17 protein-coding genes are annotated in these 20,365 nt (G+C 66.3%); 10 read left to right on the forward strand and 7 right to left on the reverse strand.

The window, feature by feature from the left end; all coding sequences use genetic code 11:
• Positions 1-9: 9 nt before the first annotated feature.
• The 4 genes from F3N42_RS08970 to F3N42_RS08985 form a co-directional block, all read right to left on the reverse strand.
• On the reverse strand, positions 10-1,158 hold the full coding sequence (locus F3N42_RS08970; RefSeq protein ID WP_150864090.1) for an ABC transporter permease: 1,149 nt from the start codon (positions 1,156-1,158) through the stop codon (positions 10-12).
• A 15-nt stretch (positions 1,159-1,173) separates the two neighbouring features.
• Complete coding sequence (locus F3N42_RS08975; RefSeq protein WP_224784831.1) at positions 1,174-1,884, reverse strand: ABC transporter ATP-binding protein; 711 nt, start codon at positions 1,882-1,884, stop codon at positions 1,174-1,176.
• Complete coding sequence (locus tag F3N42_RS08980) at positions 1,884-3,104, reverse strand: efflux RND transporter periplasmic adaptor subunit (protein ID WP_150864091.1); 1,221 nt, start codon at positions 3,102-3,104, stop codon at positions 1,884-1,886. Before F3N42_RS08980 ends, F3N42_RS08975 begins: the two co-directional genes overlap by 1 nt.
• A 93-nt stretch (positions 3,105-3,197) precedes the next feature.
• Positions 3,198-3,842 carry a spondin domain-containing protein gene (locus tag F3N42_RS08985; RefSeq protein ID WP_150864092.1) on the reverse strand — a complete coding sequence of 215 codons (645 nt, stop codon included), beginning with the start codon at positions 3,840-3,842 and terminating at the stop codon, positions 3,198-3,200.
• A gap of 234 nt (positions 3,843-4,076) precedes the next feature.
• Here F3N42_RS08985 and F3N42_RS08990 point away from each other — a divergent pair, with 234 nt between their 5' ends.
• Both F3N42_RS08990 and F3N42_RS08995 read left to right on the forward strand, forming a co-directional pair.
• On the forward strand, positions 4,077-4,847 hold the full coding sequence (locus tag F3N42_RS08990; RefSeq protein WP_150864093.1) for a response regulator transcription factor: 771 nt from the start codon (positions 4,077-4,079) through the stop codon (positions 4,845-4,847).
• Positions 4,848-4,860: 13 nt separating this feature from the next.
• The gene (locus F3N42_RS08995) at positions 4,861-6,342 is read left to right on the forward strand and encodes a sensor histidine kinase (RefSeq protein ID WP_191621323.1); all 1,482 of its coding nucleotides are present in this window, start codon (positions 4,861-4,863) and stop codon (positions 6,340-6,342) included.
• Between the two features lie 243 nt (positions 6,343-6,585).
• Here the strand turns inward: F3N42_RS08995 and F3N42_RS09005 are convergent, their stop codons facing one another.
• On the reverse strand, positions 6,586-8,280 hold the full coding sequence (locus F3N42_RS09005; protein ID WP_150864096.1) for an ATP-binding protein: 1,695 nt from the start codon (positions 8,278-8,280) through the stop codon (positions 6,586-6,588).
• A gap of 258 nt (positions 8,281-8,538) precedes the next feature.
• Between F3N42_RS09005 and F3N42_RS09010 the strand changes: the two genes are divergently transcribed.
• The 8 genes from F3N42_RS09010 (at position 8,539) to F3N42_RS09045 (ending at position 19,638) form a co-directional block, all read left to right on the forward strand.
• Positions 8,539-10,173, forward strand: coding sequence for a TldD/PmbA family protein (locus F3N42_RS09010; RefSeq protein WP_150864097.1), 1,635 nt, complete (start codon positions 8,539-8,541; stop codon positions 10,171-10,173).
• 34 nt (positions 10,174-10,207) lie between these two features.
• The gene (locus F3N42_RS09015) at positions 10,208-11,584 is read left to right on the forward strand and encodes a TldD/PmbA family protein (protein ID WP_150864098.1); all 1,377 of its coding nucleotides are present in this window, start codon (positions 10,208-10,210) and stop codon (positions 11,582-11,584) included.
• 210 nt (positions 11,585-11,794) lie between these two features.
• Positions 11,795-12,493 carry a DUF4159 domain-containing protein gene (locus F3N42_RS09020; RefSeq protein WP_150864099.1) on the forward strand — a complete coding sequence of 233 codons (699 nt, stop codon included), beginning with the start codon at positions 11,795-11,797 and terminating at the stop codon, positions 12,491-12,493.
• 82 nt (positions 12,494-12,575) lie between these two features.
• The gene (locus tag F3N42_RS09025; RefSeq protein ID WP_150864100.1) at positions 12,576-13,571 is read left to right on the forward strand and encodes an AAA family ATPase; all 996 of its coding nucleotides are present in this window, start codon (positions 12,576-12,578) and stop codon (positions 13,569-13,571) included.
• 17 nt (positions 13,572-13,588) lie between these two features.
• Positions 13,589-14,482 (forward strand): DUF58 domain-containing protein, encoded by an 894-nt coding sequence (locus F3N42_RS09030; protein ID WP_150864101.1) that lies wholly within the window; start codon positions 13,589-13,591, stop codon positions 14,480-14,482.
• A complete protein-coding gene (locus F3N42_RS09035) occupies positions 14,482-15,495 on the forward strand; it encodes a BatA domain-containing protein (RefSeq protein ID WP_150864102.1) in 1,014 nt (337 codons plus the stop codon). The genes F3N42_RS09030 and F3N42_RS09035 overlap by 1 nt, the downstream gene beginning before the upstream one ends.
• Positions 15,488-17,764 (forward strand): DUF4175 domain-containing protein, encoded by a 2,277-nt coding sequence (locus F3N42_RS09040; RefSeq protein ID WP_150864103.1) that lies wholly within the window; start codon positions 15,488-15,490, stop codon positions 17,762-17,764. The genes F3N42_RS09035 and F3N42_RS09040 overlap by 8 nt, the downstream gene beginning before the upstream one ends.
• Positions 17,761-19,638 (forward strand): hypothetical protein, encoded by a 1,878-nt coding sequence (locus F3N42_RS09045; protein WP_150864104.1) that lies wholly within the window; start codon positions 17,761-17,763, stop codon positions 19,636-19,638. The genes F3N42_RS09040 and F3N42_RS09045 overlap by 4 nt, the downstream gene beginning before the upstream one ends.
• Here F3N42_RS09045 and F3N42_RS09050 read toward each other — a convergent pair.
• Complete coding sequence (locus F3N42_RS09050; RefSeq protein WP_150864105.1) at positions 19,602-20,006, reverse strand: hypothetical protein; 405 nt, start codon at positions 20,004-20,006, stop codon at positions 19,602-19,604. The genes F3N42_RS09045 and F3N42_RS09050 overlap by 37 nt on opposite strands.
• The gene (locus tag F3N42_RS09055) at positions 20,003-20,305 is read right to left on the reverse strand and encodes a hypothetical protein (protein WP_150864106.1); all 303 of its coding nucleotides are present in this window, start codon (positions 20,303-20,305) and stop codon (positions 20,003-20,005) included. The genes F3N42_RS09050 and F3N42_RS09055 overlap by 4 nt, the downstream gene beginning before the upstream one ends.
• Positions 20,306-20,365 lie beyond the last annotated feature (60 nt).

A 20,365-nucleotide genomic window follows, 5' to 3' on the forward strand; every position in this document is an offset into this window, starting at 1 on the left:
CGTCCCCGCTCATCGTCTCAAGGCGTCGGCGACGCGCAGCTTCTGTGCCGAACGCGCCGGCAGGATGCCGGCCACAACGGCCAGCACGACAATCAGTACCAGGCCGAGAATCACATCTTTCACTGGCAGGTAGAACATCGGCAGCATATTGCCGGTGGGGTCACCGCCAGCCACCAGCAGCGCGGCCAGGCCCAGCCCCAGCAGGCCGCCGATGGCGGTCAGCACCAGCGCCTCGCCCAGCACCAGCCCCAGCACCGCGCCGTCGGTGAAACCAATGGCTTTCAGCACCGCCAGTTCGTTGGTGCGCTCGCGCACGGTGTAGGCCATGGTGTTGGCCGCCACCAGCAGGATGGTGAAGAACACCGCAGCGACAATGCACATGATGATGAAGCCGATATTGCCAATCTGGTTGGCAAAGCCCTGGATAAATGCGCCCTCGGGCTCCGTCTTTGTCTCTGCAGAAGAGTTGGCGAACAGCGCGTCCACCGCGGTGGCAATTTCGCCGGCGCGTGCGGGGTCGGTCACGCGCACGGTGTACCAGCCCACCTGGCCCTGGCCGTACTGCCTGGCCTCGTCGAGATAATCGTACTGAAAGAACAGCTGCGTGGTATCCGTGCCCTTTTCCGCGCCGTCGTAAATGCCGACGATCTCGAAGTCCCAGCTGTCGCCACTCTTGTTGGGCCAGATGGGAGAATTCAGCGGCACCCGGTCACCCACGTTCCAGCCAAACCGCTCCGCCGTCTTGCGGCCGACGATGGCGCCCGTACGGGTGTTGATAAACGCCTGTTTTTCGGCGTCGCCCAGCACGAACTCCGGGAACATGTCGAAGAGCTCCGCCGGCTCCATGGCGACGCTGGGAAAAAAGTTGCGCGGTTCCTGGTAAATGCCGCCAAACCAGGACTGGTGCACGGCGTTATCGACACCGTCGAGGCGCTCCATGTCCGCTTCGTAGCTCTTCGGCAGGCTGTTGATCAACGACACCTTCTCGCGGGTGATCAGGCGATCTTCACCGGCCACCTCGATGCCCGCCGTAAAGGCGACGCGAATGGCAGCCAGGTAACCGAACAGCAGGAACGCCACGGCAATCGAACCGACGGTCAGGATCGTTCGCGTCTTGCTGCGCTTCAGGTTGCCGAAGATGAGGCCGAGGAATTTCATGCGCGGATATCCGGCTCAGTCCACGGGGTCCGTGACCAGCCGGCCCTTGTCCAGGTGCAGGGTTCGGCTGGCGCGCTCGGCGGCGCGCGGGTCATGGGTCACCATGATGATGGTCTTGCCCTGCTGCTGGTTCAGCGCCGTCAGCAGGTCCAGGATTTCGTCGCCGGACTTGCGGTCCAGGTCGCCGGTGGGTTCGTCACAGAGCAACACGGTGGGGTCGGTGACGATGGCGCGGGCGATGCCGGTGCGTTGCTGTTCGCCACCGGACATCTGCCGCGGGAAATGGCCCATGCGGTGGCCCAGCCCGACGACCTCCAGGGCAATCTGGGCGCGCTTCTTGCGCTCGGCGGCTGACAGCTTGGTCAACAGCAACGGCAACTCGACGTTCTTGCGTGCGTTCAACACCGGCATCAGGTTGTAGAACTGGAACACCAGGCCGATGTGGCGGGCACGCCAGCCGGCCAGGCGGCGGTTGGAGAGGTTGTCGATGCGCTGCCCGGCCACGGTGACCGAGCCCTGGCTGGGCCGGTCCAGGCCGCCAACCAGGTTCAGCAGTGTCGATTTGCCGGAGCCGGACGGCCCCATCAGCGCCAGGAACTCGCCCTTCGGGATCTGCAGGTCCAGGCCACCCAGCACGTGGACTTCTTCAGAGCCGCGCTTGAAGACCTTGTCGACACCACGGACATCGACCAGCCGTCGGTCGTCGACTTTCTCCATCTCAGCCATCAGTTTCTCACCTTCACTTGTGTACCGTCCTCGAGCCCGGCCGGCGCGTTCAGGATAACCCGTTCGCCGCCCGAAAGTCCTGATACCACTAGAATTTCGTCGTCCTGGCGCCCGCCAGTCGCGACGGCCCGACGCTCGATCACGCCGTCACCGCCCACCACCCAGGCAATGTCACGTTCGCCCACGCGGGTCAGCGCATTGGCCGGCACCCGTGCCACGGCCACCGGGCCGGCATCTTCGGCCGCGCCGGCCTGGTCATCCTTGAAGCCCACCTTCACGCCCATGTCGGGCAGGATGCGCGGATCCAGCTCATCGAAGCCGACCCGCACCTCGACGGTCGCGCGCTGGCGGTCGGCCGTGGGGATGATGGCGATCACGTGGCAGGGAATCGACCAGTCCGGATAGGCATCCAGCGTGGCGACCACCGCCTGCCCCGGCCGGACACGGTTGATGTAGGCCTCGTTGACGTCGATCTCGATTTCCAGCGAGGACATGTCGACCAGGGTGCCGATGCCGGTACGGGTGAACCCGCCGCCGGCCGAGACCGGCGAGATCATCTCGCCGGGTTGCGCGTTCTTGGCCACGATCACGCCGTCGAACGGCGCACGGATGATGGTGTCGTCGAGTTGTTGGCGGTAGATATCGAGCTGCCGCTCGGCCACCTTGATGTCGGCTTCGACACGCTTGAGCCTTGCCGCCAGTGACTCGGCTGAAGCGCGGGCACTGTCCATCTCGGCCTCACTGGCCAGCTGGCGCTCGACCAGGCTTTGGGTGCGTTCGAAGCGGGCGTTGGCTTCGCTGAGCAATGCCTGGGTCTCCGCGCGCTGGGTCTGGGCCGAGGCCAGTTGCGCTTCCGCCAGCTCGAAACTGCGGCGCACATTGACGTCGTCCAGCCGGGCCAGGACCTGGCCCTGCTCGACGCGCATGCCTTCCTCGATATTGACCTCGAGCACTTGGGCGGTGAGTTTGGATGAGACGGTGGCGGCGCGGCGTGCGGTAACGTAACCGGACGCGTTCAGCACTGTGCCGGCGGCGGCACGGGACACCGCCTGGACGTTGGCGACACGCACTTCAGGCGGCGGCGGCGGGCGGAAATACCAGGCCGCCCCGCCCGCCAGGACCAGCAGCAGTAATATCACGAAGATCCATAAGCCAACGCGGGCCGGCGGCTTCTCCGGCTCGCGTTCAATCTTCAACTGGTCCAGCTTGGATGGTTCCATTAACCCTTGGCGCTTCCCCCGAAACGGGCTCCATCATAAGCGCAAGCGGGGTGCGCCGCCCAGCCCTTGCCGGGCGGCGCCTTTCAACGGGTGTCAGTCGACCTTGCGGATGGTGATGCGCGCGACCGGGTTGCGCCAGTCGTGGTCGGCAGCGCCCAGGTCCCCGGCGCCCTGGATGCCGCGGCTGACATGCACGAAACCCTCGCCCAGGCCATCGGAAAACGGTTCGCCACCGCACATCGGGCCGGGAATGCTGGCGCACAGCTCGTCGTTGTCCTCGCTGCCGGCGTCATAGGCGACGGCGGTCATCGTGGCATGCGTGCGCGGCAGTTCGACGGCGTTGAGCGCAACAAAGCTGTCGTTGGTGGGCAACAGCATGCCGGCCAGGCTCAGGCGTGCGCCTGGGCGGCGCGGCGCCGCCAGCCAGACCGTGCGTGACTGGCCGGGGCCGATCAACCCGTTGTCGGTGGCCGCCATGTCGAACGCGGCGTCGTACAGGTCGGCGGCGATCCCGGACGTGTCACCGCCCTCGGCCATGTCCGCCAGCGCCTGCGACGGCGCCGAGCCCAGCTCGAACAGGGTCGGGCCGGCCTCGTGCGTGGTCGCCAGCACCGGCGTGAAGTACTGCCCCGGGGTGATGTTGGTGATCGTCACTTCGTAATGCGCGTACGGCCCGGCATGCGCGGAGGCGGCGGTGAACGCGGCCAGCACGGCCATGGTCTTCAGAAGGGTTTTCATCGTGAGTTCTCCAGTTTGGTGTGTCTTGCGGCCGGCACATCAGGCGCCGGAACCGAGGACCATTGTGGTGAGCAGATTTCCCGTGCCGGTCACGGCAGGAGAACCGGATCTGCACTGCGCGGGATTCCTCAACACACTGAAATAACGAAACTTTTAAAATATCCGGCCGAATCGCCGTGATACTTTCGTTACTTTTCGGGTCTAGTTTTCCGGGAGACCTGCCGGAGAGCGAATATGCGAGAGCACGACCTGAAGGAGCACCGGGTGCTGGTGGTGGAGGACGAGGGCGACATCGCCCGGCTGCTGGAACTGCACCTGCGCGATGCCGGCTGCGACGTCGAACTGGCTGCCGACGGCCACGAAGGGTTGAGCAAGGCCTTCGCCCGCGACTGGGACCTGGTGATCCTTGACCTGCGCCTGCCCGGGCCCGATGGCCTGAGCATCTGTCGCGCGTTGAGGCGCGAGGAGCGCTATGTGCCCATCCTGATGCTCACCTCCAAGTCATCGGAGCTGGACCGTGTACTGGGCCTGGAGCTAGGGGCCGACGACTACGTCACCAAGCCCTTCAGCGTGTCCGAACTGATGGCGCGAGTGAAGGCCATATTCCGCCGCGTGGACTCACTGGAACGGCGCGCGCCGGGCGGGGGGCTGGTCAGCGCCGGGCCGCTGGTGATCGACATGCCCTGCCGCGAAGTCACGCTGGACGGCGAGCCCGTTGCGCTGACCACGCGCGAGTTCGACCTGCTGGCGCATTTCGCGCGCTACCCCGGCCAGGTATTTTCCAGGGCGCAGCTGTTGGACAGCGTCTGGGGCTATGGCCACGAGGGTTACGAGCACACCGTCAACTCGCACATCAACCGTCTGCGCTCGAAGATCGAACCCGACCCGTCCAGCCCGGAGCTGATCGTGACGGTCTGGGGCGTGGGCTACAAACTGGACGCGCGCGCCAACCCGGCACCGGCGACCAGCGGTAACGTCACGCGCCTGCACGGTCACGCGCGTTAACCGGTCGATGCCCATGAACCCGTTCCGCACCCTGTTCTTTCGCTTATCGCTGGCGCTGCTGGCCATCATCGCCCTGGCCGGCGGCGCCTTTTTTATTGTCGAGCAGTACAGCCTGCGTAACTACCACGAGGAAATCACCCAGCGACTGAACGCGGCGATCGCCATGTACGTCACCGGCGAACGCCAGCTGATCGAGAACGGCCAGGTGAACCGCCAGGCCCTGGAAACGCTGTCGCAGCAGGCCATGGTGATCAACCCGACCGTGGAGATCTACCTGCTGGGCCTGGACGGGCGCATCATCGATCACGCGGTGCCACCGGACAGCCTGCGGACCGATCGTGTCGACCTGGCCCCCGTCCAGGCGCTGATCGGCGGTGAGGCGAGCATGCCACTGCGCGGCACCGACCCCCGCAGCGAACGCGAGAAGGTGTTCTCCGCCCACCCGGTCCTGCAGGACGATGAACTGCAGGGCTACCTGTACGCCGTGCTGGGCGGGCAGAAGTACGACGCCATCGCCGACAGCGTGCGAGGCAGCCATGTTCAGCGCGTCAGCATCGGTGCCGCACTGGCCATCACCGGCGCCGCCTTCGCCGCCGGCCTGCTGGTGTTTGGCCTGCTGACCCGGCGCCTGGCCCGGCTGACGGCCGATGTCCGCGCCTTTACCGCCACCGGGTTGACCGGTGACACCCCGCCACCACGGATTCCCGCCGCCCGCACCCCCGGGCGTGACGAAATCGGCGAGCTGCGCGCCGCCTTCGCGCGCATGGCCGACAAGCTCATCGAGCAGTTCGACGACCTGAAAGAAACCGACCGGCTGCGCCGTGAACTGATCAGCAACGTGTCACACGACCTGCGCACGCCGCTGGCCTCGATGCACGGCTACGTGGAAACACTGCTGATCCGCAACGACCGCATGGATGCCGATGAGCGCCGTCGTTACCTTGAAATCACCCGCAAGCACAGCCTGCGGCTGCGGCGGCTGATCGGCGACCTGTTCGAACTGTCAAAACTGGAGTCCGCCAGCATCCAGCCTGCACCCGAAGCCTTCTCGCTGGCCGAGCTGCTACAGGACGTGACCCAGGAATTCGAACTGGAAGCGGAGCGCCGGGGCATTTCGATGAAAGTCGCCGGCCAGCCGGCGGGCAGTCGCGTCTTTGCCGATATCGGCCTGGTGCAACGCGTGCTGGAAAACCTGGTAAGAAACGCCATACGCCACACACCCGCCGGCGGCGAAGTCACCCTGACGCTTGAACCACGCCCCGACCGCGTGGCCGTCGAGGTCGCAGACACCGGCTGCGGCATTCCGGCCGACGAACTCGAACACGTATTCGACCGCTGCTACCGCGGAAAATCGCCTGACGAAGCCTCGGATTCCGCCGGCCTGGGCCTGGCCATCGTCCACAAGATCCTCGACCTCCACGACAGCCGCATCACCGTCACCAGCGAAGTCGATCGCGGCACCACCTTCCGCTTCGACCTCCCCACCGCCGCGTGACGGGTGACGGGTGACGGGTGACGGGTGACGGGTGACGGGTGACGGGTGACGGGTGACGGGTGACGGGTGACGGGAAGACGTTACGGCCTGAACACCAGTCGCGACAATCGGTCCGTTGGTGTTTCCGTGACTGTTGTGCGCGGGGCTGTACGCGGCCATGGATGGCCGCGTCCAAGCGATACATGGATGTACTCGAGCGTGCCCCGCGCGCAATAGTCGCGGAAACGCCCTACAACGGAGCGACTAGCGAACCTGTTTGTGCCAGCGCCGCACCAGCTTCTTCACGTCCACATCGGCACCGCCATGGCGCCAGTGCGTGGTGAAGTCGATATCGCTGGAGTTCGGCGGCGGGTTCGGGCGGTTGACCTGCAGGCGGACGGGCACGGGCACGCCCTCGCCCATGGCGATCGCTTCGCCAGGGCCCAGCGAGGTCAGCGCGCCGAGCACACCCTGGGCGGCATCGGGCACCATCGCCGTGACGTAGTCCTGGTCGTTGGGGTTGGTGATGCGCAGGCAGACGTAGGTGCCGCACTGGGCCAGCACCGTCTCCGACACGTCGTGCGGGCGCTGGCTGACCACCAGCAGGCCAACACCATATTTACGGCCGACCTTGGCGATACGCTCCATCATCCGCTTGGCCTGCTTGTAACGCGGGTGGTCGCCGCGCGGGATGTACTCGTGCGCTTCCTCGCAGACCAGCGTGATGGGGAACTCGCGGCACTGCGGGTTCCAGAAGTTGAATTCGAACGCCAGCCGGGCGATCTGCGCAGTCACCATCGGCGCCACGTCGATGGGCACCGCGGAAAGGTCGAGCACGGTCACCGCCGCCTTGACGTCACCCAGGCCCATGAAGTCTTCCATCAGCCCGACCAGCGAGTCGGTGCTGGTGCGAATCCGCGGCCGCAGCAGGAAGTCGTAGCGGTTGTCGTTAAGCAGGCTCTCCATGCGCACCAGCAGCTGGTCAAAACGGCCGAAGGTGGCGGACTTGGTCTTGCCGAAGTCGGAAGACCGCCGGTTGGCATCCTTGATGCGCTCGTAGAGGTCGTCCATGGCGAAGTAGACCGGCGCGTCCACGGTGATCGCACCCAGGTCCTGGTCGGCGTTGGTCTCGCGCTTAAGGTCGATGATGGCGTTGCGCAGCAGGGCCTGCTGCACCGCGGCGTTGGCGTCGTCCTCGTCGATAAACAGCTCGGTCAGCTCGCCAAAGCTCAACAGCCAGTACGGCACCTCGAGTTCACGGGCGTCCAGGCAACGCACCTTGCCCTCGGGGAACGGCGAGCGGCCGGCGCCGCCCATGTCCTTGTCGCCATACTCGGCGTGCATGTCCATGATGATGATGTGCGCCGACGGCATGGTGCGAAGGGCTGACTGCACCAGGCTGGTCACGGTCCAGGATTTACCCGAACCGGTCTGGCCCAGGATGGCCGCGTGGCGGCCGAAGAACTTGGAGGCGCGGAAGAACACGTCCGTGGTGCCGGTGGCGCTGAGCTTGCCGACCTTGTAGCCGCCATCGGCCGAATCGGAAAAGATCCGCTCCAGCTGCATGTCGGACATGGCATGCACTTCCGCCCCGGTGGTCGGGTAGTTGGTGACACCGCGTTTGAACTCGCCGCCCACGGCCATTTCGCCCAGAGGGCTGAGCCGCGCCTTGTGCAGCAGCTGGCCGCCAGGCGTGTGTTCCTCCCACATGTTCTCGACCATGACAACAATGTCATGGCCGTGGTGGGACACTTTCAGGTAGGAACCGACCTGTCCGATCAGCACCTTGTGCATGCCGATCATGCGCTCGGCCTGGAACTCTCCATCCTGGCTGTGCATGACCGCGGTAAATGATTCGCCGCCCACCTCGACAAGGTGGCCGACCAACGTATCGGTACGGGAATTCATGGTCCTGGCTGCCTTTTCGGTGCTGCCCCTGGCTTGATCGTCGCTGAGCATGTCGGGTCTCCCTTCCCGGCCAGGACTGCACCTGGCGCCCCTGAAGTGAATCAAATACTACTTTTGTGAACGACTTATATCAAACATCCGGATTCGACATGCAATCTGTCCGGACCATGACTAATCGCACTTTCCGGCCGCGCTGGCAGCCCCGTAGCCTTTGCGGGCTTGCAGCAATCACTTTACAGTGATCGACCCGGCCAGGGCAGAGCGGCCGGACGCATAACACCACACACCAGCACACAAGAGAGACTCTCCATGGACAGACGGGATTTCGTAAAACTCACCGGCATCGGTGTGGGCGGCCTGATGCTGCCGATCACCGGCCGGATCGTGTCCGCCGCCGAACTGACCCAGACCGGGATGGACTTCGCGGCCAAGAAGCAACTCGCCACCGTGGCCCTGAACGCCGCCACCAGCGCCGGCGCCAGCTACGCCGACGCGCGCATCGGCCGCTACCTGAACCAGTTCATCACCGCGCAGGAAAAGCGTGTCGACAACATCGTCAACACCGAATCCTTCGGCGTGGGCGTCCGCGTCATCGCCAACGGCACCTGGGGCTTCGCGGCCACCTCCGACACCAGCCCGGATGGCGTGGCGAAAGCAGCGCAGCAGGCCGTGGCCGTGGCCAAGGCCAATTCGAAATTCCAGACCGAGCCCGTGCAGCTGGCCCCGGTCACCGGCGCCGGCGACGTGCAGTGGCGCACCCCGATCAAACAGAACGCGCTGGAAGTGCCCATCAAGGACAAGGTCGACCTGTTGATGGAGGTCAACAACGCCGCGCTCGATAACGGTGCCAACTACATCACCTCGATCCTGTTCCAGGTGAACGAGCAGAAGTTCTTCGCCTCCACGGACGGCAGCTACATCGACCAGGACGTGCATCGCCTGTGGGCGCCGTTCTTCGCCACCGCCGTGGGCGAGGGTGGGTTCAAGCAACGCAACGGCCTGGGCAACCCGGTCGGTATGGGCTTCGAATACCTTGAGCCGGACCCGGCAGAGCAGATCCAGGTGGCCGGCGCCAATGTCGGTTACCGCTTCGCCTATGACATGGTGCGCGACGCGCGCGAGGCCGGCCAGCAGTTGCAGGCCAAGATGAAGGCACGCAGCGTGGAGCCGGGCAAATACGACCTGGTACTGGACCCGCACCACCTGATGCTGACCATCCACGAGTCCGTCGGTCACCCGCTGGAGCTCGACCGCGTGCTGGGCTACGAGGCCAACTACGCCGGCACCAGCTTTGCCACGCTGGATAAATGGCGGTCCGGTGACTTCCAGTACGGCTCCGACATCGTCAACCTGGTCGCCGACAAGACCCAGAAGCACTCGCTGGGCTACGTCGAGTACGACGACGAGGGCGTGAAAACGAAGGAATGGGACCTGGTGAAAGACGGCATCCTGGTCAACTACCAGGCCATCCGCGACCAGGTGCACATGATCGACCAGGACGAATCACACGGCTGCTGCTACTCGCAAAGCTGGGCCGATGTGCAGTTCCAGCGCATGCCCAACGTGTCGCTGAAACCCAACGCCCAGGCCGACCTGTCCGCCGACGACATCATCAAGGACGTCGAGAACGGCATCTACATCGTCGGACGCGGTTCGTTCTCCATTGACCAGCAGCGTTACAACTTCCAGTTCGGCGGCCAGCTGTTCTATGAAATCAAGGACGGCAAGATCACCGAGCAGATCGAGGACGTGGCCTACCAGTCCAACACCCAGGAGTTCTGGAATTCCTGCGTGGCGATGGCCGGCAAGAGCGATTACCGCGTCGGCGGTTCGTTCTTCGACGGCAAGGGCCAGCCTTCGCAGGTCAGCGCCGTGTCGCACGGCTGCCCGACCACGCGCTTCAACAACGTCAACGTGATCAACACCGCCCGCAAGGTCGGCTGATCAAGTCCTCGCAGAACAACTGGAGTTTCACAACATGGCAATCATGACCGAACAGGAAGCGAAGGACCTGCTGACACGCGCGCTGTCCTTCTCCCAGGCCGACGAGTGCGAATGCAACCTCGCCGGCAATAACCAGGGCAACATCCGTTACGCCCGCAACACCGTGTCCACCGCCGGCGAAGTCAGCGACGTCACCCTGGTGGTGCAGTCGAGCTTCGGCCAGAAGGTCGGCACGGCCACCATCAACGAGTTCGACGACGCGTCGCTGGAGAAAGTGGTGCGCCGCTCCGAAGAACTGGCCCGCCTGGCCCCGGACAATCCGGAATTCATGTCCATCCTGGGCCCGCAGGAGTACACCGACACGCCCACGTGGTTCGACTCCACCGCCAGCGTGACACCGGAGCAGCGTGCCGAGTTCGCCGACGCCAGCATCCAGCCGTCGAAGGCCAATGACCTGGTCGCCGCCGGCTACCTGGAAGAGACCGCGTCGTTTATCGCCATCATGAACAGCAAGGGCCTGTTCGCGTACAACACGGCGACCGAGGCGAACTTCACCGTGACCATTCGTACCGAGGACGGCAAGGGTTCCGGCTGGGCCGCGCGTGATTACAACGACGTGTCCAAGCTCGACACCGGCGCCGCGTCCGCCGTGGCCATCAAAAAGGCCACCGGCTCTCGGGATGCCCGCGAGATGGAACCCGGCAAGTACACGGTCATCCTTGAACCGGCCGCCAGCTCAACACTGATCGGCAACATGATCGGCAACATGGGCCAGCGCCAGGCCGACGAAGGCCGCAGCTTCCTCAGCCGAAAGGCGAAAGAAGGCGAGACCCTGCCGGAAGATGCACCGCGCAACCGTGCCGGCGAGAAGATGTTCGACGAACGCGTCACCATTTTCACCGACCCGGCCCACCCCGAGGTGCCCTCGGCGCCGTTCGGCGGTGACGGCGCAGCCGTCGGCAAGACCGTGTGGATCGACAAGGGCGTGGTCAAGACGCTGCCCAACTCGCGTTACTGGGCCAAGAAGACCGGCATGCCGTATGTTCCGCAACCGTTCACCGGTGGTGGCATCTTCGGCGGCAACCTGCCCTGGGTCATGGAAGGCGGTGACAAGTCGCTGGAAGACCTGATTGCCGGCACCCGGCGCGGCGTACTGGTCACGCGCACCTGGTACATCAGACAGGTCGACCCGCAATCCCTGCTGTACACCGGCCTGACCCGCGACGGCACGTTCTACATCGAGGACGGTGAAATCAAGTTCCCGATCAAGAACTTCCGTTTCAACGAGTCGCCCATCGTCATGCTCAATAACATCGAGGAACTGGGCAAGCCGGTGCGGATCAATGGCTCGCTGGTGCCGCCGATGAAATTGCGGGACTTCACGTTCTCGAGCCTGTCAGACGCCGTCTGACGGGAGTCGCTACGAGCCGAACGCCGTCGTGACGGTTACTTCATCCAGGGCACGCTTAAACCCATCCCTGGGACGCTCTTCAGCGGCCATCCATGGCCGCTGGAGGCCCTGGAAGAAGCAACCGCCACAACGGCCCCGCACGCACCCCACCCCACATCAGCGCTGGGGTTTAGTCACGCGTCACGCGTCACGCGTCACCCTTCCCCCAGCATGAAACGCCGACAGTTGATCACGACGGCCCTCGCAGCCGGTGCGCTGGCCGGGTTGGGTGTGCCGCTGCGGGCGCGGGGGTCGGACGCGGATTTCTATTTCACGCGACTGAGTTACGAGTCGGGTGACTGGGACGTGGATGAGCGGGCGCCGTCGAATATCCTCAACGCGCTGATCGAGTACACGACCATCCGGGTGGACCTGACCGAGCGCGTCATCGCGCTGGCCGACCCGGCCATGCTGGGGTCGCCTTTTTGCTACCTGGCCGGGCGCCGGTTACTGCGTTTCAACCACGCGGAGCGGCAGAATTTCGAGACCTATGTGCGCAACGGCGGTTTCGTGTTCATCGACGACTGCAACCACGATATCGACGGCCTGTTCGCGCGCAGCTTCGAGGAACAGATGGCGGAGATATTCGGCCCCGACGCGCTGGCCAAGATCCCCAACGACCACGCGCTGTACTCATCGTTCTTCGAATTCGACGGGCCACCGCGCACCAGCCAGGAACTCAATGGCTGGGGCGATGACCTGGTCCACGAGTACCTGAAGGCCATCGAGATCGATGGCCGGATCGCCGTGCTCTACAGCAACAAGGACTACGGCTGTGAATGGGACTACGACTTCCGCAACAAGCGGTTCATGGTGAATGACAACACGCGGTTCGCGGTGAATATCGTCGTTTACGCGATGACGTCGTGACGCGTGACGCGTGACGCGTGACGCGTGACGCGTGACGCGTGACGCGTGACGCGTGACAAAAGACTACAGGAACTAGATTGGAATGAATGAGCAGGAACTGGAAGTGATGCTGGGGCGGGTTGGCCGGGCGACGGATGAGATTGGCAAGGTCGTCGTCGGGCAGCGGCAGGTGGTCGAGGAGATGCTGATCAGCCTGATGGCAGGCGGGCATTGCATCCTCGAGGGTGTGCCCGGACTCGCCAAGACACTGATGGTCAGCACGCTGGCGAAGACGCTGGACCTGGGCTTCCGGCGCGTCCAGTTCACGCCCGACCTGATGCCCAGCGACATTATCGGCACGGAGATCCTGGAAGAAGACCACGCCACCGGCAAGCGCTTCTTCAAGTTCCAGCAGGGGCCCGTGTTCACCAATATCCTGCTCGCCGACGAGATTAACCGCACACCACCGAAGACACAGGCGGCGCTGCTTGAGGCCATGCAGGAGCACTCCGTCAGCTACGGCGGCGAGAGCCGCCCGCTGCCGGCGCCGTTTTTCGTGCTGGCCACGCAGAACCCGGTGGAGCAGGCCGGCACCTATCCGCTGCCCGAGGCGCAACTGGACCGGTTCCTGATGTTTATCCGCGTCAGCTATCCGGATATCGATGAAGAGGTCGATATCCTTGAGCGCACGACCAGCGGCCAGCGCGCCAGCGTGGAAAAGTCCCTGGACGGGGAAGACATGCTGGCGCTGCAGGCACTGGTCCGCGATGTCGAGATCAGCCCGGCCCTGCTGCGCTACGTGGCCGATATCGTGCGCGCCACGCGGCCGCAGGACAGCGGCATCGACACGGTGCAGCACTACCTGCGCTGGGGCGCCGGGCCCCGCGCGGGCCAGGCGCTGGTGCTGTGCGCCAAGGCGCACGCGGTGCTTCGCGGCCGCCTGGCCGTCACGCTGGACGACCTGCGGGCGGTGGCGCCGGCCACGTTGCGGCACCGGCTGCTGCGCAACTTCCAGGCCGAAGCCGATGGCGTCAGCACCGATGACGTCGTGGCACGGGTGCTGGAGAAGGTGGCCGAACCCGCTTCACCGCTGGGCTGACCGCCGGGGTCATCCGCTTGGAGCGCTTCATCGATCCAAAGACGCTGGCCCGGGTCAGGGACCTGCCGCTGGTGGCGCGCACGGTGGCCGAGGGCTTCCTGCACGGCATCCAGCCCAGTCACCAACGCGGCGTCGGCATCGAGTTCAGCCAGTACCGGTCCTATGAGCCTGGCGACGATCCCGCGCGCATCGACTGGAAGCTCTATGCCCGTTCCGACCGCTATTTCGTCCGCGAGGCGGAACGGGAAAGCGAGATCGGCACCTGGTTCGTCATCGACTGCAGCCAGTCCATGGCGCAGCGCAGCGAGGATGGCGCCTGGAGCAAGTTCGACTACGCCCGCCACCTGGTTGCCGCGCTGTCCTGGATTGCCCATCGACAGGGTGACCCCATTGGCCTGCTGGCGCTGAACGCAGGCGAGTCGACGATCCTGCCGCTGGCCACCGGCGAGCGCCAGTGGCACCGGCTGCTGACGCAGTTGCATGGCCTGGAGACCGGCGACCGATTTCCCGACGCGAACCTGCTGGGCAGCCACCTGGCGCGCCTGCAGTCCGCCGGACTGGCGTTCATCATCAGTGATTTTCACCAGGTCAGCGACGAGATCTACGCGCTGGTGCGGCGCATTGCCAATGCGCGCAACGAGGTCGACGGCATGCAGTTGCTGTGCGCGGACGAAACCAGGTTCCCCTGGCGTGGGCCGGTGCGTTTCGAGGACCTGGAAACCGGTGAGACCGTGCTGGTTTCGGGGCGCGCCGCACGCGACACCTACCTGGCCGCGCTGGACGATTACAACGACCGCCTGCGCGCCGCGCTGGGCGGCATCGGCGTCAGCCTGGACAGCTTCGATATTGACCAGCCGCTCGACGCCGCGCTGCATCACTACCTGCAGCGCAGGCTCCGGATGCCGCGCTGATGGGCCCGCTGGCCAACGCGATGCTGCTCTACCCGGCCGGCCTGTGGGCCCTGGCCGCCGCCGCCATTCCCATCATCATCCACCTGGTCAACCGCAGCCGTGGCAAGCGCGTGCTGATCGGCAACATCGCCCTGGTCCGGGCCGCGCGCCGCCGCCGTGCGCGCGAAATCCGCATGGACCAGTGGCTGTTGCTGCTGCTGCGGCTGGCGATCCTGGCCGTGGCCGCCCTGGTGATCGCGCGCTGGGCCCTGCCCGGGCTGCAGGACCAGCCGCGCGACAGCGAGTACATCACCCCGGCCGCCTGGGCCGCGCTGGATGGGCAAGCGCCGTCCGCTGGCGCCGATGTCGACCGTCGCCTGCTGCTGCCGGGCTTTCCGTCCGTGGATGAGCCGGTCGACGCGGCATTGGCCGCAAACCCACCGGACGCCTGGCCGTTGCTGGCGGAGCGGCTGGACACGCTGCGACACACCGGCGCGGTCACGGTCACCAGCACGGCCAGCGCCGGCGAGTTTGGCGATCGCATGCCCGCGCTTGCGGGCCCTGTCGGTTGGGTCGTGGCTGAAGGGTACAAACCCTCCCCCAGTGTGCCCGCGCCAACACTAATTATTCCGGCCGACGAACTGGACAACGCCCAGCTGGCGCAGACCGAGCAGGCGCTGGCGTTACTGCGCCGGCACCGGCTGCCTGGCCTGCAGTGGCAGCTCGACTCGAATGACGCCCCGGATGACGCGCGGCCACTGGATGTCAGCGCCATCACCTTTCCGCGGCAGGACAGCGACCCTGGTTTTCCAAATCGACTGCTGGACGCGATCCTGACGCCAGCCGAGCAGGCGGGCCTGTTCGCCCATGCCGGCGTCGACCTGTCCGGTTTTCCGGGGCAGGCCAACGACGCGCTGGTAACGGACGACGATGCCGGCCGACCGTACCGACCACTGCAGCCCTGGCTGGCCCTGTTGCTGGTGTGCCTCTGGGGGCTCGAGCGTGTGCTGAGCGAGCGTCGTCGTCATGAGTGACCGGGCCACGATGGATGCCGGGCTGGTCTCGGCCTTCGGACACTTACGCCGGCGGCTGTGGCTGCGGCGCCTCGTATTGGCCGTTGCGACTGCGGCGCTGGCCGCGGGCGCGTCACGCATGGCGGGGCTGCCCACGGAAGTGGCCGTTGGCACCGCCATCGCGGCCGGAGCCTTAACCCTGCTCGCGCTGGCCCGTTTCGGGCCCCTGGCGCGAAAGACCGACGCCGAGCTGGCCGAGCACCTGAACAGGCGCCTGCCCGGCCTGGAGGAAAGCGCCCAGCTGCTATTGGTACCTCGCGACGGGCTGCCGGTTACCCGGCAGCTGCAGCGGGACCGGGTCGCGCGCGGATTGTCCGCCGCCCTGGCCACCCCGGCCGACTGGAAGCCCGCCACGTGGCCGCGTACCGCCACGGCCCTGGCCCTGGCTGGCGTGGCGCTCTGGCTTCTGGCCATGCCGTTACGTGGCTGGGTCACGAGCACGACCCCGTCGCCCACCGCGGGTGACGCTGCTCCCCGGGCCGACGCGGCGCTGCAGCTGACGGACTCGCGGGTGACTGTGATCCCACCGGCTTACACGGGGCTGCCGGCCTTCACGCAGGACGCCCTGGACGTGGAGCTGCCGGAAGGCAGCCGCGTCGAGTGGCGGTTGCGCTTCAACCAGCCCGGCGATTACGCCCTGCGCCTGGGTGACGCCCTGTTGCCATTGCAACGCCAAGACGACGGCACCCTGGTGGCAGAACAGCAGGTCGACGACACCGGCCTCTACCGCCTGGTCGTCATGGCCGTGGGCGAAGAGCTCTCGATACCTGGCATTTACACGCTGGCCGTCACGCTGGACCGACCACCGGATGTCCGCATCATTGAGCCCGACAGCGCCACCATGGAGATTCCCATGGCCGGCCCGGCCCGCTTCGCGTCGACGGCCCTGGTCCGCGACGATTACGGCATCGGCGACGTCGAAATCCGCGCCTCGGTCGCCAAGGGCGCCGGCGAGGGTGTGAAATTCCGCGACGAGGTGTTCCATTTCGATGCCAGCGAGAGCGCGGATGACGGCACGCGCTACTCACGCGACTGGGACCTGGCCGCGATCGGCATGGCGCCCGGTGACGAGGTCTACTTCTTCGTCGTCGCCACCGACAACCGCGCGCCCGAGCCCAACAGCGCCCGTTCCGACACCGTGGTGGTGCGCTGGCTGGACGAGGCGCCCTCCGGCGTGGCGGCCGAGGGCATCGCCATCGACCTGATGCCGGACTACTTCAAGTCGCAGCGCCAGATCATCATCGAGACCGAGGCCCTGATCGCCGACCGCCAGGCCTTGGACCGGGACAACTTCGACGCAACCTCGCGCGCGCTGGGGCAGGCGCAGAGTGACCTTAAGCAGCGCTACGGCCAGTACCTGGGCGACGAGTTTGGCGAAGGCGATGGCTACGAGGCGGCAGTCGAAACGGAGACCGCGGATGACGACGACCATGCCGAGGACGCCGAGGCACACAATCATGAGCACCTGCACGCGGAACCCGGGCACGGTGAGCTGGCTTCCGGGCCGCCGCCCGCCGGCCTGGACCCGTCCGGCGGTGCCGATGCGCTGGTTTCGCGCTTTGGCCACGCCCACGGCGCCGCCGAGATCGGTCCGATCACGTCACGCAACCCGGTCGGCATGATGAAGCGCGCCATCAGCAACATGTGGCAGGCCGAGCTGCACCTGCTCCTGTCCGAGCCATCGCAGGCGTTGCCGTACGAGTACGAGGCGCTGAAATACCTGAACCTGGCCCGGCAGGCGGAGCGCGTGTACACGCGGCGGCTGGGCTTCGAGCCCCCGCCGGTGAGCGAGGAGCGTCGCCTGCAGGGCGAGCTCGACGAGGTGCGCTCCCGGTCCCACCGGCTGGAGCCGCCCGCGCCCGACGGTGATCGCGTACTGTTCTCCGCGCTGCTGGACTGGATCAGCAGGGCGAACCCGGCCGAACCGCTGGACACGGACTCGCGTGAACGCCTGGCGCACGCCCGCAACCGCCTGGAGCAGTTGTCACGCCAGCGGCCAGCGCTGATCACCCACGCCGCGACCATCGAGCGGGTCCTGGTCGCCGGCCAGCTGGCGGTCGACGATTGCCCGGATTGCCTGCCGGCGTTACGCGACGCGCTGTGGACCCTGCTGCCGGCAGCACGGGCCGTACCACGCACCGGCCAGCGCGATTACATGGCCGGTGATCCGCTGGTTCGCGACTACGCGAATCCGGGTGACGAGCAGACCGCGGAGGACACGACACCATGACGCAGGGTACCTGGGTCATTTCACTGCCCACCGGGCCCGCGGCCTGGGGGCTGGGCCTGCTGGTGCTGGTCACGGCCGTATCAGTCTACGCGGCCTGGCGTCGCCTGGGCCGGCGCTCACCGGCGCGCTGGCTGCTGGTCGCCGTGCTGAACATCGGCGCCGCGCTGGCTTTGGCCGCCTGGCTGGCGCCGCCACAGCGCCTGGCCAGCGCCGATGCCACCGTGACGCTACTGACCGAGGGCGCGCCGACCACGGCGGAGCGGCCTTCTGGGTCGGTGTTCGCCCTGCCCGGGGTCGGCATCGAGCCCGGCATGACGCGGCTGGCGCTGGCCGCGCAACTGCCACTGCGCCAGCCCGGACTGGGTCACCTGGTCGTCGAAGGCCATGGCCTGGACGCCGATGAATGGGCACAACTGCCCGCATCGGTGGGCATCGACTTCGAACCACCGGCGCTGGAGGGACTGGTCGAACCGGCCTGGCCCCGGCGATTGTTCATCGGCGAGCCACTGGGGGTCACGGGGCGCTACCACGCCGACTCGCCAGACGCCGTGGCGACCGTCACGCTGCTGGATCCCGCCGGTACGCGCGTGGCTGAATCCAGCGTCCGCGCCGGCGCGGCGTTCTCTCTGTCGGCGGTTCCACGGGCCACCGGGCTGTACAGCTACCGGCTGGAGCTGCACCGCGGCGACCGCGTCATCGACCACGCGCCGGTGAATGTCGAAGTGACCGGCGGCAAGCCCGTCCGCATCGGTGTGCTGCAATCCGCGCCTTCTTTCGAGACCCGGCACCTGCAGCAATGGGCCGGCGGACATGGCAGCACGCTGTCGATCGACACGACGATCAGCCGCGACCGCCGCCTGGACCAGGGCATCAACCGCGACGCCGGCGCGCGCCTGTCCCCGAGCTGGCTGGCCGAACTCGACCTGCTGGTCATGGACGGCCGCCGCTGGGCCTCGCTCGATGCCGGTCAGCGCGATGGACTGGAGTCGGCCGTCGCCGACGGCCTGGGGTTATTGCTGCTGGCCGATGACGACTTTGAACCGGGGACGCTGTTCGCGCGCTACTCGCTGGCACGCGAGGCCGAGCCCAGGGAGAGCGCGCACCCGCTCGTACCTGGCTTCCAGGGCGATATCGCCCTGCCGCTGCTGGGGCGCCGGCTCGTGGCCAACGACAGCCACACGCTCACCGCCGATGAGCAGGGGCAGGAGCTGGAAGCCTGGCATGGCCACGGCCTGGGCCGCGTGGCCATCAGCGTGCTGCGCGAACGTCACCGCTGGCGCACCGCGGGGCGCGATGACCTCTACACGGCCTACTGGGGGCATGTGCTGGGCACGCTGGCACGCCCGGATGACCGGGGCCGCCTGGCGCCGCCGTCACCCGACAGCCTGGCCCGCCCCAGCCTGGTGCACCACATCTGCCGGCAGACCCCCCAGGCCACCGACAACACGGCCCTGGACATCGCCGGGCGCCTGCGCGTGGCCCCCGTCGCGGGTGGGCAGGCCATCGAATCCACGCTGGCATTCAACCCGGCGACCGGCCCCCTGGGCTGTATTGCGTTCTGGCCGCAAAGCAGCGGCTGGCACCGTGTCGACTGGATCGCGCCGGGCACGGACGAGCCCATCCCACAGGGCCATGAGTACGTTCACGCGGAAGATGAATGGCGCACGGCCGGGCGCTGGGCGCGCCAACAGGCGACGTTCAGGCGCATGGACCATTCGGAACCGGCGCAGGTCAGTGACCCGAACACGGCACGCGTTCCCCTGGCGCCGGATGGGCCCTGGTGGCTGTTCCTGTTCTGTGCCGCCGCGCTCTGGGTCGAGCGCAAGCAGGACGACGATCAGTCGATGGCCGAGGGCCGCTCACGCGGCGTGTAGGCTTCCGCCTCTTCCTCGGTCAACTGGATTACTTTCAGCGTCCAGGTCGAGAACGAGGAATCCACGCGGAAATAGAAGCGGCCGTCCTGGTCGAACATGCGGACCCCGTTGCCGGGATACTTGGTCGACAACACACGCCCCTGGTGGGCGCTGGTACCGGCCTCTTCCAGCGAAATGTCCACCGCGGACTCATACGCGCCTTCGGTGGTGATTCGCCAGTCGAGAATCCACGGCGCCTTCACTTCGAATTCGGGCGTATTGCGGCTGGCGCTACCCTTGAACTCGAACACGGTTTCGGCAGCGCCGGCGGTGGAGGCACCCAGCGCGAGCAGGGTGACGAGAAGGGTGTTGGGAACTGAAAACTTCATTTCTGGGCCATGACCTTGCGGCGACACGCCGCGACATCATCAGCGTCGGCACGGGAAAGCAGGTCCCGGGGGGCCTCGGTCGCTGACGGTTCGGTGGTGGAAGCGCCCTGGCTGCCGGGTTCGTCATCCAGTTCACGGACACACTGGGCGATCTGGGCGATTCGATCATCGGCCATGGTCCCGGCTACCAGGATGGCATCGATATCATGCAGGTCGCCCTCACCCAACAGGGGTGCGAGGCCACGATACATAAGCGCTGAAACGGCTCCGAAGATCACCATCCAGCTGACGACGCGCATGAATTTTTCCACTGATTTCCCTGAACCTGACCGATCACGGGAGCGCAATGGTACACCCAC

Source organism: Marinihelvus fidelis, from assembly GCF_008725655.1.
Classification (GTDB): Bacteria; Pseudomonadota; Gammaproteobacteria; order Xanthomonadales; family SZUA-36; genus Marinihelvus; species Marinihelvus fidelis.